The sequence below is a fragment of the Paramicrobacterium agarici genome (assembly GCF_002563955.1).
GTDB classification, from domain to species: Bacteria; Actinomycetota; Actinomycetes; order Actinomycetales; family Microbacteriaceae; genus Paramicrobacterium; species Paramicrobacterium agarici.
The window spans coordinates 2058363-2070970 of the sequence record NZ_PDJE01000001.1; the positions used below are offsets into that span (position 1 = coordinate 2058363).

13 protein-coding genes and 1 tRNA gene are annotated in these 12608 nt (G+C 64.7%); all 14 read left to right on the plus strand.

The window, feature by feature from the left end; translation table 11 throughout:
- Window positions 1-50 precede the first annotated feature (50 nt).
- The 14 genes from ATJ78_RS10080 (at window position 51) to helR (ending at window position 12590) form a co-directional block, all read left to right on the plus strand.
- A complete protein-coding gene (locus tag ATJ78_RS10080) occupies window positions 51-947 on the plus strand; it encodes a ParA family protein (protein WP_098407472.1) in 897 nt (298 codons plus the stop codon).
- Window positions 931-1782: a segregation and condensation protein A gene (locus ATJ78_RS10085; RefSeq protein ID WP_434061492.1), complete on the plus strand. Its 852-nt coding sequence runs from the start codon at window positions 931-933 to the stop codon at window positions 1780-1782. The genes ATJ78_RS10080 and ATJ78_RS10085 overlap by 17 nt, the downstream gene beginning before the upstream one ends.
- Window positions 1772-2407 (plus strand): SMC-Scp complex subunit ScpB, encoded by a 636-nt coding sequence (gene scpB / locus ATJ78_RS10090; RefSeq protein WP_098407474.1) that lies wholly within the window; start codon window positions 1772-1774, stop codon window positions 2405-2407. Before ATJ78_RS10085 ends, scpB begins: the two co-directional genes overlap by 11 nt.
- Complete coding sequence (locus tag ATJ78_RS10095; RefSeq protein WP_098407475.1) at window positions 2397-3251, plus strand: pseudouridine synthase; 855 nt, start codon at window positions 2397-2399, stop codon at window positions 3249-3251. The genes scpB and ATJ78_RS10095 overlap by 11 nt, the downstream gene beginning before the upstream one ends.
- On the plus strand, window positions 3248-4369 hold the full coding sequence (locus tag ATJ78_RS10100; protein ID WP_434061493.1) for a prephenate dehydrogenase: 1122 nt from the start codon (window positions 3248-3250) through the stop codon (window positions 4367-4369). The genes ATJ78_RS10095 and ATJ78_RS10100 overlap by 4 nt, the downstream gene beginning before the upstream one ends.
- A gap of 2 nt (window positions 4370-4371) precedes the next feature.
- Window positions 4372-5052 carry a (d)CMP kinase gene (cmk, locus tag ATJ78_RS10105; protein ID WP_098409324.1) on the plus strand — a complete coding sequence of 227 codons (681 nt, stop codon included), beginning with the start codon at window positions 4372-4374 and terminating at the stop codon, window positions 5050-5052.
- Window positions 5045-6559: a ribosome biogenesis GTPase Der gene (gene der, locus ATJ78_RS10110; RefSeq protein ID WP_098407476.1), complete on the plus strand. Its 1515-nt coding sequence runs from the start codon at window positions 5045-5047 to the stop codon at window positions 6557-6559. Before cmk ends, der begins: the two co-directional genes overlap by 8 nt.
- A gap of 34 nt (window positions 6560-6593) precedes the next feature.
- On the plus strand, window positions 6594-7508 hold the full coding sequence (locus ATJ78_RS10115; RefSeq protein WP_245836279.1) for an NUDIX domain-containing protein: 915 nt from the start codon (window positions 6594-6596) through the stop codon (window positions 7506-7508).
- Window positions 7505-8347, plus strand: coding sequence for a DUF1684 domain-containing protein (locus ATJ78_RS10120; RefSeq protein ID WP_098407477.1), 843 nt, complete (start codon window positions 7505-7507; stop codon window positions 8345-8347). Before ATJ78_RS10115 ends, ATJ78_RS10120 begins: the two co-directional genes overlap by 4 nt.
- A gap of 83 nt (window positions 8348-8430) precedes the next feature.
- Window positions 8431-8504 (plus strand) — tRNA-Pro (locus ATJ78_RS10125).
- Between the two features lie 245 nt (window positions 8505-8749).
- Window positions 8750-8887, plus strand: a complete 138-nt coding sequence (locus tag ATJ78_RS15890) for a hypothetical protein (protein ID WP_156088592.1) — start codon at window positions 8750-8752, stop codon at window positions 8885-8887.
- A 76-nt stretch (window positions 8888-8963) separates the two neighbouring features.
- A complete protein-coding gene (locus ATJ78_RS10130; protein ID WP_211288457.1) occupies window positions 8964-9686 on the plus strand; it encodes a hypothetical protein in 723 nt (240 codons plus the stop codon).
- A gap of 83 nt (window positions 9687-9769) precedes the next feature.
- The gene (locus tag ATJ78_RS10135; RefSeq protein ID WP_098407478.1) at window positions 9770-10207 is read left to right on the plus strand and encodes a hypothetical protein; all 438 of its coding nucleotides are present in this window, start codon (window positions 9770-9772) and stop codon (window positions 10205-10207) included.
- Window positions 10208-10352: 145 nt separating this feature from the next.
- Window positions 10353-12590: an RNA polymerase recycling motor ATPase HelR gene (gene helR / locus ATJ78_RS10140; RefSeq protein ID WP_342744791.1), complete on the plus strand. Its 2238-nt coding sequence runs from the start codon at window positions 10353-10355 to the stop codon at window positions 12588-12590.
- Window positions 12591-12608 lie beyond the last annotated feature (18 nt).

The window sequence follows — 12608 nt, forward strand, 5'->3', positions numbered from 1 at the left end:
CGGCATCGCGCCGGTACAATCGAGCACGACCACATTACGAGAAGCGAAGAATGAGGCATGCAGTGGCCACAATCGATAACACGGAGGCCGCGGCAGACGCATCGAAGACGGAGCTCGGCCCCACGGGTCGCCCTCTCCGCGATTTTCCCGAGCCGTCGCCGCTCAAGGGCCACGGTCCCGCGCGCGTGATCGCTCTCTGCAATCAGAAGGGCGGCGTGGGAAAGACGACAACGACGATCAGCGTCGGGGCGTCGCTTGCCGCGTACGGTCGCAAGGTGCTGTGCATCGACTTCGATCCGCAGGGCGCGCTGTCCGCTGGTCTCGGGGTCACCACACATGATGACCCGACGATCTACGACCTGCTGCTGTCGAACAAGACGGAACCGCGCAGCGCGATCAAGCCCACGAACGTCGCCGGTCTCGACGTCATTCCGGCGAACATTGACCTTTCCGCCGCCGAGGTCCATCTCGTCGGCGAGGTCGCGCGCGAGCAGATTCTCGCACGCGTGCTGCGCAGCATCTCGAACGACTACGACGTTGTACTCATTGACTGCCAGCCGTCTCTCGGTCTGCTCACGGTCAACGCGCTCACCGCTGCCCACGGCGTTCTCATTCCGCTCGAGTGTGAATTCTTCGCCCTTCGCGGCGTCGCGCTGCTCATCGAGACGATTGAGAAGGTGAAGGATCGTCTCAATCCGGCACTCACGCTCGACGGAATCGTCGCCACCATGTTCGACGCGCGCACCTTGCACTCACGCGAGGTTCTCGACCGCGTGGTCGAGGCTTTCGGTGACGACGTGCTCGACACCGTGATTGGGCGCACGGTGAAATTCCCCGATGCCTCGGTCGCGGGCATGCCGATCACCGACTTCGCTCCGGAGCACAACGCGGCGAAGGCCTACCGTCAGCTCGCGCGGGAGCTGGTTGCGCGTGGCGCCGTCGCCTGATGCCTCGGCATCGGCTGCCGAGCTCGACGGTACGGCCGAGGAGACCACCGATTCGGGCGGCTTTCGTGTTGCCCTGAGCAACTTCGAGGGCCCGTTCGACCTGCTTCTCTCCCTCATCGCCAAACACGAGCTCGACATTACCGAAGTCGCCCTCTCGCGCGTTACCGACGAGTTCATCTCGTACCTGCGCGACGTCGAAACCGAGAAAGAACTTGATCAGGCCTCGGAGTTCCTCGTGGTCGCGGCCACGCTCCTCGACCTCAAGATCGCTGGCCTGCTCCCGCAGGGCGAGCTCGTCGACGCCGAGGACGTCGCCCTGCTTGAAGCTCGCGATCTGCTCTTCGCCCGGCTTCTGCAGTACCGCGCGTTCAAAGAAGCATCCGCCTGGTTTGCGGGCACTTTCGACGTCGAGTCTGCTCGGCACCCGCGCACCGTCCGACTCGAGCAGAAGTACCGAAACCGCACGCCCGAACTGGTTTGGACGCTCACGCTCGACGACTTCGCAGCCCTCGCGACGCTCGCGTTCACGCCCAAAGAGGTACCCGTTGTGGGCCTCGACCACCTGCATGCGCCGCTCGTCAGCATTCGTGAACAGGCGGCGTACATCGTCGGCATCTTGCGGGTCGGCGAACCCGTGACGTTCCGGCAGCTCATCGCCGGCGCGGGGGAGAAGGGCGTCATCGTCGCCCGGTTCATCGCTGTGCTTGAGTTGTACCGGCACGCCGCACTCACGTTCGAGCAGCTGGAGCCGCTGGGCGAGCTCACACTTCGCTGGACCAGCGAGCAATGGTCAGAAGAGAATCTTGCGAATCTGGGGGCAGATTATGACGGCTGAGCAGACAGAGACAGACATGCCGACGGCGGATGCTGACGAGGCAGCGGCCTCTACCCGGAATGCCCTCGACGGCGTTGATCTCGACCGCGCGATCGAAGCGCTGCTCATGGTCGCCGACGAGCCGCAGAGCGTCATGGGGCTCGCAACGGCCCTGAACTCTCCGGTGAAGGAGATCTCGGCTGCGGTCGAGCGCCTCGTCGCCGACTATGACGGTGTCGACGGGTGCATTCGTCGCGGGTTCGAACTTCGCGAGGTCGGCGGCGGGTGGCGCATCTACGTGCGGTCCGACTATGACGAGGTCGTCGCTGCCTACGTGTCCGAGCAGAACCCGAGCAAGCTCTCTCAGGCGGCACTGGAGACACTTGCGGTCATCGCCTACAAGCAGCCGATTTCGAGGGGGGCGATCGCGTCGATCCGCGCCGTGAACGTCGACTCCGTCGTACGGACGCTGCTCGGCCGCGGATTGATCACTGAAGCTTTCACTGACAGCGAGACCGGCGCGATCAACTACGCCACGACAGATCTGCTGCTCCAGCAGCTCGGTATCAACTCGCTCGACGAGCTGCCGCCCATCTCGCCGCTGCTCGCCGATGGATCGGAGGGGTTTGACGACGATGTCCGATAATTCAGCGCTTGAACCGGCCGGGGTTCGCCTGCAGAAGGTGCTCGCCGCGGCGGGGGTTGCGTCACGTCGCGTCTGCGAGCAGCTCATCGCCGACGGGCGGGTGAGCGTCAATGGGGCGGTCGTGACGGTGCTGGGAACGCGCATCGACCCGAGTGAAGATCAGGTCGCCGTCGACGGCAAGGCCGTGCAGCTCGATGCCACAAAGCGATACGTCATGCTGAACAAGCCGCGCGGGATCGTCAGCTCCATGCGCGACGAGCAGGGCCGGCCTGATCTGTCACGGTTCACTTCTCACATGGACGAACGCCTGTTCAACGTCGGTCGGCTCGATGTCGAAACGTCCGGACTTCTCATTCTCACGAATGATGGCGAGATCGCGCACGTGCTGGCCCATCCATCTTTTGGCGTTGCCAAGACCTACGTCGCGAAGGTGCGCGGCAGTGTCGAACCGCGCACGCTCACCGAACTGAAATCGGGCATCACGCTCGACGACGGCCTGATCGCCGTCGATGCGGTTCGTGTGATTGACGCGCAGGGCGCGGAGTCCAGTCTCGTCGAGCTCACGATCCACTCGGGCCGCAACCGGATCGTGCGCCGCATGATGGCGGCGGTTGGACACCCGGTCATTGACCTTGTGCGACGCAGCTTCGGTCCGCTGCACCTGGGAACGCTGCGCGCGGGGCAGATGCGCGAGCTGACGAAGGACGAGCTTGGCAGCATCCTGACCCTTGCGCGCGATGCTCACGTGACGGGAGAGATCGCCTCGAAGGACTACGAGTCGGGCGCTGTTTCCGCAGGGACGCGTCGTCCGGGCTCCTCGGTGCCGCAGAAGGGAAAAAGGTGAACGCTCTGACTCCTCCGATCGTCGACCCCACACAGAACGGTGCTCGACTCGACGCGAGCGTTCGAATCGTCGGAACCGGACTTCTCGGAGCGAGCATCGGTCTCGCTCTCACGGACAAAGGTCTCGACGTCGCTCTCGCCGACGCCTCGCCCTCGCAGCTGCGCCTCGCGATCGATTATGGCGCAGGCCGGGCCGCCGCTCCGACCGACGATCCCGACCTCATCGTCGTCGCCGTGCCACCCGACGTTGTCGCCGACGTCATCGCCGCAGAGCTTGCGCAGTATCCGCGCGCCGTCGTCACCGATGTGGCGAGCGTCAAGACGGGGCCGTACCTCGATCTGACCAGCCGCGGGCTCGATCTCTCTCTCTACATCGGCTCGCACCCGATGGCAGGACGAGAGCGCGGCGGAGCCATTTCGGCGCGAGCCGACCTCTTCGTCGGCCGTCCGTGGGTCGTGTGTCGCGACGCTTCCACACCGCGACGAGCGCTTGCGATCATCGAAGACCTCGCCCTTGACCTGGGCGCGACCCCGATCGAGATGACGCCTGACCAGCACGACGAGGCTGTGGGGCTCGTGTCGCACGTTCCGCAGCTCGTCGCGAGTCTTCTCGCCGCACGCCTCGTCGACGCGCCAGACGAAGCGCTGCGCCTCTCCGGTCAGGGCCTGCGCGATACCGTGCGCATCGCGTCGAGCACCCCTGAGCTGTGGGTGCAGATTCTCGGTGCCAACAGCGCCCCCGTCGCCGAAGCGCTCAGCGCGCTGCGCTCCGACCTCGACGCCATCATCGGCGCGCTCGAAGACACGGATGCTGTCGGAGCCCGCCGTCGCATCGCTGACGCGATCGCCGCAGGCAACGTGGGCGTGGCGAGGCTTCCGGGTAAGCACGGGCAGGACCGCCGCTTCGCACAGATCGTCGTCATGGTTGACGACACCCCTGGGCAGCTCGGAAAGCTTCTCACCGAACTCGGTGAGATCAATGTCAACATGGAGGACCTTCGCCTTGAGCACTCACCGGGAACAGCGGTGGGCTTGGCCGAGATCAGCGTCCTCCCCGAGGTCAAGCAGCGCACCATCGAGGATCTCGAGGCGCGGGGCTGGCGGATTGCGAGCGTGTGAGCGTGTCACAGATCTTCGTGGCGATCGACGGGCCGGCGGGCTCGGGCAAGTCGAGCATTTCGAAGGCGGCGGCCGAGCGGCTGGGATACAACTACCTCGACACGGGGGCAGCGTATCGGGCGCTCGCGTGGTGGGTGCTCGAGCGGGGGATGCCGACGGCCGACAGCGACACGATCGTCGATGCGCTCCCGGACTGGGACTACAACATCGGCGTCGACCCCGATAACTACTACGTTGCCGTCGGCGAGACCGACGTCACGAACGCGATTCGTGAGCCGAGGGTGACGAGCGTCGTCAGCTCCGTCGCGCGAGTCCCCAAGATCCGCGAGCACGTCAATGCGCTGTTTCGCGACATCATGCGCTCGGCGCCGCAGCACGGCATCATCGTCGAGGGCCGGGACATCACGACAGTCGTAGCTCCCGATGCTCCCGTACGCATTCTTCTGACCGCATCGGAAGAGGTTAGAATGGCCAGGCGCTCGGCGGAGCTGGCCAATGAGAAGGCGACGGAGGTCGCCGATCAGCTGCGCAAGCGCGACGCCGCGGACTCGCGCGTCGTCGATTTCATGACAGCGGCGGACGGCGTCGTTACTGTCGATTCGACAACCCTCACCTTCGACCAGACCGTCGACGCAGTTCTCGACGTGATCGAACAGCAGACCTCAAGGACGGCACATGGCTGATCAGACGCCCGACGACGACCGGTACGACTCCGACGACAAGCTCGCCGAGCACCTGGACTCGCTCGATGACGACGTCATCGAGCAGCGCGCCGACACCCTTCGGCGAGGTCTTGACGACTATGAGCTCGACGAGTCCGACCTCGAGATGCTCGCTGCGGCGGCCGAGGGACCCGAGGCGATTCGCTACCTTCCGACGCTCCCGGTCGTCGCGATTGTCGGGCGGCCGAACGTTGGCAAGTCCGCCCTCGTCAACCGCATCCTCGGCCGACGCGAGGCGGTCGTCGAAGACACCCCTGGTGTGACGCGGGACCGCGTCTCGTATCGCGCAGAGTGGAACGGACGGCACTTCACCGTCGTGGACACAGGTGGCTGGGAACCAGATGCCAAGGGCATCGACGCCTCCGTCGCGGCGCAAGCAGAGGTGGCGATTGATCTCGCTGACGCTGTCGTGTTCGTCGTCGATGCGAACGTCGGTGCCACGAGCACAGACGAGCACGTCGTTCGGCTTCTCCGCAAGGTGAAGAAGCCCGTGTACCTCGTTGCAAATAAGGTCGACGACGTACGGCAGGAGCCGAACACGGCCGTTCTCTGGTCGCTCGGGCTGGGGGAGCCATACGGGGTTTCCGCGCTTCACGGTCGCGGCGTCGCCGACCTGCTTGATCTGATTCTTGACAAACTGCCAGAGGTCTCGGCTGTCGCCAAGCGCGAGATCGGCGGTCCGCGCCGCGTCGCGATCGTCGGCCGGCCGAACGTGGGCAAATCGAGCCTGCTCAACAAAGCGGCGGGCGAGGAACGCGTGGTCGTGAACGACATCGCGGGAACGACGCGCGACCCGGTTGACGAGCAGGTCGAGATCGGCGGAAAGGTCTGGCGCTTCGTCGACACCGCCGGCATCCGTCGTCGCGTGCACATGCAGCAGGGCGCAGACTTCTACGCGTCGTTGCGCACGAGCGCCGCTCTCGAAAAGGCCGAGGTCGGCGTCGTCGTCATCGACGTGAGCGAGCCGATCTCTGAACAGGACGTGCGCATCGTCGACCTCGTGCTGCAATCGGGTCGCGCACTCGTGCTCGCGTTCAACAAGTGGGATCTGCTCGACGACGAGCGGCGCTGGTACCTCGAGCGTGAGATCGAGCAGGACCTGGGCCACGTATCGTGGGCGCCTCGCGTGAATATCTCGGCGCAAACGGGGCGCCACCTCGAGAAGCTTGTTCCCGCGCTTGAGCGCGCGCTGGAGTCATGGGACACGCGCATCGCCACGGGAAAGTTCAACGCGTTCCTCGCGGAACTCGTGGCGGAGCATCCGCACCCTCTCCGCGGAGGAAAGCAGCCTCGCGTGCTCTTCGGCACGCAAGCGTCCACGCGTCCTCCCACATTCGTGTTGTTCACGACCGGCTTCCTCGATCCCGGCTACCGACGGTTCGTTCAGCGGCGACTCCGCGAGATTTATGGCTTCGAGGGAAGTCCCATCGTCATCAACATGCGGGTGCGCGAACGACGTAAACGATGACTCGGTACCCTCCACCTCGTGAGAGTCTTGGAGGGTGGCAGACATCATCGCTCCGGAACCTGGCGAACCGAGACGGCCGTTCGGCCCGCGCGATTCCGGCGACGCCTGGGTCGAGGGCGAGCGTGGGCGCTTCTGGGGACGCTACGGCGCTGCCGGTTTGCTCGCGTGGGATCCGGCGAGGGGCGTGCTCCTGCAGCATCGCGCTGAATGGAGCGACCAAGGCGGCACCTGGGGGCTTCCGGGTGGCGCTCTGCACGCGGGGGAGCGCGCGATAGACGGCGCCCTCCGCGAGGCACACGAAGAAGCTGCTGTGCCCGCAGGCCAGCTGATTCCCCGCGCGACATCGACGTTTTCTGTCGGGTACTGGAGCTACACGACCGTCATTGCGGACGTACACACGAGCTTTGAGCCTTTGATGAACGATCACGAGAGCATCGCCCTCGAATGGGTTCCGGTCGACAGCGTCGCGTCCGCTCCGCTTCACCCTGGACTCGAGGCATCCTGGCCGCGCTTGCGGTCGTTGCTCGGACGAGCGCCGCAGCTCGTCGTCGATGCGGCGAATGTTGTCGGATCGCGCCCCAATGGATGGTGGCGAGACCGCTTCGCCGCCGCCGAGCGTTTGCGCGACAGGCTCGAGTCGTTGAGCGGCGTTGGAATCGCCGATGACGATGATCCATCGCTTCGATGGTCACCCGAGATCACGATGGTCGTCGAAGGCAAGGCTCGTGGCGTGGAGAATTCTGCTCACGTCCGCGTGGTGGACGCTCCCGCGGAGGGCGACGATGAGATCGTGGAGCAGGTGGCCGCGCTGATCGCCGGCCAAACAGAGAACGATGTGACGGTGATCACGAGCGACCGAGAGTTGGCCGCTCGTGTCGACGAGCGAGGAGGTCGCGTGCACGGAGCGGCTTGGCTGTTGGAGCGCATGGACGCGGTGACCGATCAATGACCGACCTCGACCGGCTGCGGGGCGATTGGGAGACGTTGCGTCACGACCGTGAAGCGCAGATGACCGGCCCTCGCAGTCCGCTCGCGTTCGTCTGGGGAGCTCACGTCACAGAGCCTGACACGGCTGTTCCGCCCGCTCCTGGTCGCTGGGCGCCACTCGACGAAGGGCGCGGGCTTCGCGTGACGGCCACCGCCGACGAGGGAATTCACATTGACGGTCGTCTCGTCGATGGCGAAGCTGAGCTGTACTGGCTCGCGCTTGACGGGCCAACAAGGGCCCAGTTCTCTGATGGCAGCGAAGGTGTCGTCTTCAGCTACGACGGAACGAAATTCGCCCTGCAGGTGTGGAATGCCGAAGCCGACCGTATGCAGCGTTTCGATCACATCGCAACGTTTGCATACGGCGCGCAGTGGGTGGTTCCCGCGCGCATCACTGAGCCGCGGGAGGGACGCACGGTGGCGATCTCGCACTTTCGCGACCCTCACCCGGTCGAGGTTCCGGTCGTCGCCGAGGTGGTCCTCACGATCGACGAACGGTACTACATCCTGCAGGCGACTGAACACGAGGGAACGCTCACGATTCCGTTCCGCGACGACACCAATGGCGTCAGCTCGTACGGAGCCGGGCGTGTGCTGGAGCTTCCGCTCTCGGGGCCAAACGCTGTGAAAGTCGGAGACGTCGCGTTCGTCGATCTCAACCGCTCCAGACTGCTTCCGTGCGCGTTCAGTCCGGCGTGGAACTGCCCGCTGCCGCCGAGCGACAACGTGCTCCCCATCGCAATCGACGCGGGTGAGAAATGGCCAGTGGATGCTGCGGGGCAGCCTCTCGATGCTGAGTGACTCCGGCCCGGTAACCGCGTGGTCACGAGCACCCGCTTGGACACGCTAGACTAGACGAGTTGTTTTCGGGACACCGGGAACATCGGGTTGTGGCGCAGCTTGGTAGCGCACCTCACTGGGGGTGAGGGGGTCGCAGGTTCAAATCCTGTCAACCCGACGAAAAAGCTCTGATGGGAAGCGGTTTCTCGTCAGGGCTTCTCTCGTTTCTGATGACCTCCGCCGGAGTGCGGAGCGTGCCCAAAAGTGGGTTTGTCGGCCAATTCCAGCTTCGGTCAAGCGTCGGCCGGCTACTGATCTAGTGGGCCAAAAAGTGGAAATCTAGTGGCCAATTCTTGGGCAGGGCGAATACCAGTGGTGCCTCAACTTCGATCTAGAACACTGGGGAGACTAGAGATAGCTCGTTTGACGCCATTCGAGCGCTACGAGGATCGATGGGATCTGCTGCTCGTCGACGAGGCAGAGGCACTGGTGCTGTTGCCTGGGCACTACCGTGCGTTCGCGCTGGAGGAACGTGTGGGCCTGCCGGAGCAGCACGCATAGCGAGAGACGTTACCTGAGTGGCAATGACGAGGTTGTATCCTCGAGTCGGTCGACATCGACGTGAGATAATTCGTCTGTGGCAGAACCAAAGAAGTTCGACCCGAAGGCGCTGGTCAAAGCGGGGCTCAATAAGGCACTCGACAGCCAGCAACCAGTCGCGGTGGCGAACGTGGCGCGCTTGCGCCGGATGCATCCGGACAAATCGCCTGCGGAGCTGATTGCCTATATGAACAAGTGGTACATCGGGTCAGTGTCTGCCACGGGGGTTGGAGCAGGTGCAGCAGCAGTCATGCCCAACGGGTTCGTCCAGGTGCCTGCTGCTCTGGCAGACCTGCTGACGTACCTTGAGGCGTCAGTGCTGTACACGCTGTCGGTCGCGGAGATTCATGGACTCGAGCTAGAAGACATTGAGCGGCGTCGGTTGCTGGTAATGGGCGTGCTGGTGGGCAACTCTGCATCGACGCAGGTGCTCGAGAAGGTGATCGGTCGTGCTGCACCCTACTGGGGGAAGAAAGTTGTGCAGGCGATCCCGATGGCGGCGATCGATGCAGCCAACAAGCTGCTCGGGCCACGTTTCATCACGAAGTGGGGCACCAAACAAGGGATCCTGGTGCTCGGCAAGCAGGTGCCGCTCATGATCGGTGCCGCCATCGGCGGTGGCGGCAATGGCCTGTTCGGATGGTTCGTCGTCAAGTCAGCCAGGAATATACTCGGGCCGACGCCGGAGGCGTGGGATATCGGAAGCGATGGTTCGCCCGACGATGAAAGGCCGGACGCTATCTTGGTGGCGAACGACTGAGGCTCCCAAGCCTGCGGAACCGGAGCCAAGGCCTTAGTCGCGACCACGTGCGCGGTTGCTGTCGCGGGTTTTGGTCGCGCTCGTTGTCACGGCAGGAGTGGATCGGCAATCACCCGAGTCCGCTCCCCAAAAGTCAGCTGCAAGCGTCAGAGCAGAGCCGTACTCGAAGTGGCTCCGGTACAGGCTCCTCGGACGAAGGCGACGCGTGCGATGTCCTCGCCCGCATCGATTGGGTAGATGACGGCGACGGGTGGGAACAGCGTGCCATTCGCGAGCCGGTTGATCGCGGAGCGCGCGATGGTGCGGCCGGAGTCACCGACGTAAGCGCGGAGGGCGATGTTCTCGGATACACCGTTGCTGCTGGAGACGCACCGAGCGTGATCGGGGACCGCTTCTGTATCGACTATGACTCAGTCTTGCACTTCAACGGGTTCTGGGTGACCGGCTACGGGAAAAAGACCGCCCCGGGCGAGTGTCTGTACCTGGCCCGAGATCTGAACGTCACGAACCCCAATACGTAGCAGTTCCGTTCTCGCCCTGCTGCGCCAACGGCAATGCGCTGACGATAAGCCACTATCGATTGCGCGACTGCGTGTAGGAATCGGGATCCCGGCGCTACATTTCCAGGATATCCGACGGCACCCCACTTGCGGCAAGGGCCCCTCTGTGGCGCAGAATAGAGCCTCCATCGATACCGCTGCCGTTGCAGCATCCGCTCGTTCGCCACCTTCTCGCCTCGTCTTCTCAGGAGCCGCCGTGACTCGTGTCACCATGCCCATTTTCGACCTCTCAGCCGCCCACGATGCCCACGCCCGACCTGAGCTCGTTGCCGACGACGAGGCGCATCTCGCCGCGGTCGCTGACGCGCTCGACCGAGAGATCGCTGACCTCACGCGCCGCCGCGACGACCTGCGAAAGGCGACAGCCGGAGGCGGGCAGAAGGCGCTTGATCGCGACCTCGAGATTCATCGGCTCTCGTCTCGGCTGCGCGTGCTCAGCCGTTTCGGACTCGACGTGTGCCTCGGCCGGATCGTGCCTGACGGCGAGCAAGATCCGCTGTACATCGGTCGGCTCAACGTCACCGACGCTGATGGGGAGATTCTGCTGATCGACTGGCGAGCACCGGCCGCTGAGCCGTACTTCGGTGCCACGCACGCCCACCCGATGGGACTCGCGAGCCGCCGCCGCTACAGATGGACCCGCGGCAGGATCACCGACTACTGGGACGAGGCGTTCACGCCGGATGCTGTCGCCGACTCGTCTGCGCTCGACGACCAGTCGGCGTTCATCGCGAGCCTCGGCGCCACACGATCGTCGCGCATGAGGGACGTGCTGGGAACCATCCAGGCCGACCAGGACGCCATCATTCGCGCCGGGTCTCGAGGGGCGCTCGTCGTCGACGGTGGCCCAGGCACGGGAAAGACCGTCGTGGCGCTCCACCGTGCGGCCTACCTTCTGTACTCGCACCCGCGCATCGGCCGGGGCGCGGGCGGCGTGCTGTTCGTTGGCCCCTCATCGCCATACCTCGCGTACGTCTCTGACGTGTTGCCGAGTCTCGGCGAGGACGGCGCCCAGGTGTGCACGATCGCGGACATGGTGCCGGAAGCAGCTGGCGGAGTCGCAGCGTACGACCCAGCGGCAGCCGTGAAGGCGTCGCCGGAGTTCAACGACGTCATCGACCGCGCAGTTGCGTATCATGAGCGCCCGCCGCGCGGTGACGTGCACCTGGAGACCGAGTGGGGCCTTGTCACGATCTCTGCCCAGGACTGGAAGGCCGCGTTCGATGCTCCGACGCCCGGAACGGCGCACAATGACGCGCGTGAAGAGGTGTGGAGTGAGCTCATGGACATCGTCGTCGACGCCTACGCCGGAGATATCCCGGAGCAGGGACTGCGCCGTTCGCTGCGTGCCCACAGCGAGCTACTGAGCACGTTCAGCGACGCATGGCCGCTGCTCGACCCCGCAGGTGTCGTGGCCGATCTCTGGTCCGTTCCCGCGTACCTTCGGCAGTGCGCTCCGCAGCTGTCGGAGAGCGACGTAGAGGCGCTGCAGCGCGAGCATCCCCGTGAGTGGACACGCGCTGATCTGCCAATTCTGGATGCCGCTCGGCTGCGCACCGGAGATCCCGCAGAGGTGCGCGTACGGCGCCAGCGGGAGGTCGCGTTGCGTCGCCAGCAGGAGACGATGGGTGATGTCATCGAGAAGCTGCTCGACTCCCGGGATCTCGATGATGGTGAGGGCGTACTGCCCATGCTTCAGGTCGATGACACGCACAATTCGCTCATCGACGAATCGCAGCTTCCGCACCTCACTCCGGACGCTCTCGCTGGCCCGTTCGGCCACGTGATCGTCGACGAGGCACAGGAGCTCACGGATGCCGAGTGGCTGATGCTGCTTCGGCGTTGCCCGTCACGAAGCTTCACCATTGTTGGCGATCGGGCCCAGGCACGCCACGGATTCACCGAATCATGGGAAGAGCGCCTGGCCAGAATCGGACTCACGACAGTGGAGCAGGCTCGCTTGCGCATCAACTACCGGACTCCCAGCGAGATCATGGATGCTGCCGAGCCGGTGATCCGCTCGGTGTTCCCCGACGCAAACGTGCCGACGTCAGTGCGGGACTCCGGCATTCCCGTGGTCTCGGGGGAGTACGCCGAGCTCGACAGCATCCTGAACACCTGGCTGGACGCGCACGCGGAGGGCGTCGCATGCGTCATCGGGGATCCGTCGCGTGCTGACACCGCGCGCGTGCGATCGCTGAGCGCAGCGTCGAGCAAAGGCCTCGAGTTCGATCTTGTCGTGCTCGTCGAGCAGTCCGAATCCGATGCGAGCATTGAGGCGACGGTCGACCGGTACGTCGCAATGACGCGAGCCACGCAGAAACTTGTGGTGCTGCGGCGGTAGCGGATAGCCGTGGCGCCG

What these genes read in the sequence shown, in the direction of transcription:
- der (WP_098407476.1), top strand. Translation starts at nt 5,045, where the DNA reads ATGGCTGATCAGACGCCCGACGACGACCGGTACGACTCCGACGACAAG.
- ATJ78_RS10095 (WP_098407475.1), top strand. Translation starts at nt 2,397, where the DNA reads ATGTCCGATAATTCAGCGCTTGAACCGGCCGGGGTTCGCCTGCAGAAG.
- ATJ78_RS10120 (WP_098407477.1), top strand. Translation starts at nt 7,505, where the DNA reads ATGACCGACCTCGACCGGCTGCGGGGCGATTGGGAGACGTTGCGTCAC.
- scpB (WP_098407474.1), top strand. Translation starts at nt 1,772, where the DNA reads ATGACGGCTGAGCAGACAGAGACAGACATGCCGACGGCGGATGCTGAC.
- ATJ78_RS10080 (WP_098407472.1), top strand. Translation starts at nt 51, where the DNA reads ATGAGGCATGCAGTGGCCACAATCGATAACACGGAGGCCGCGGCAGAC.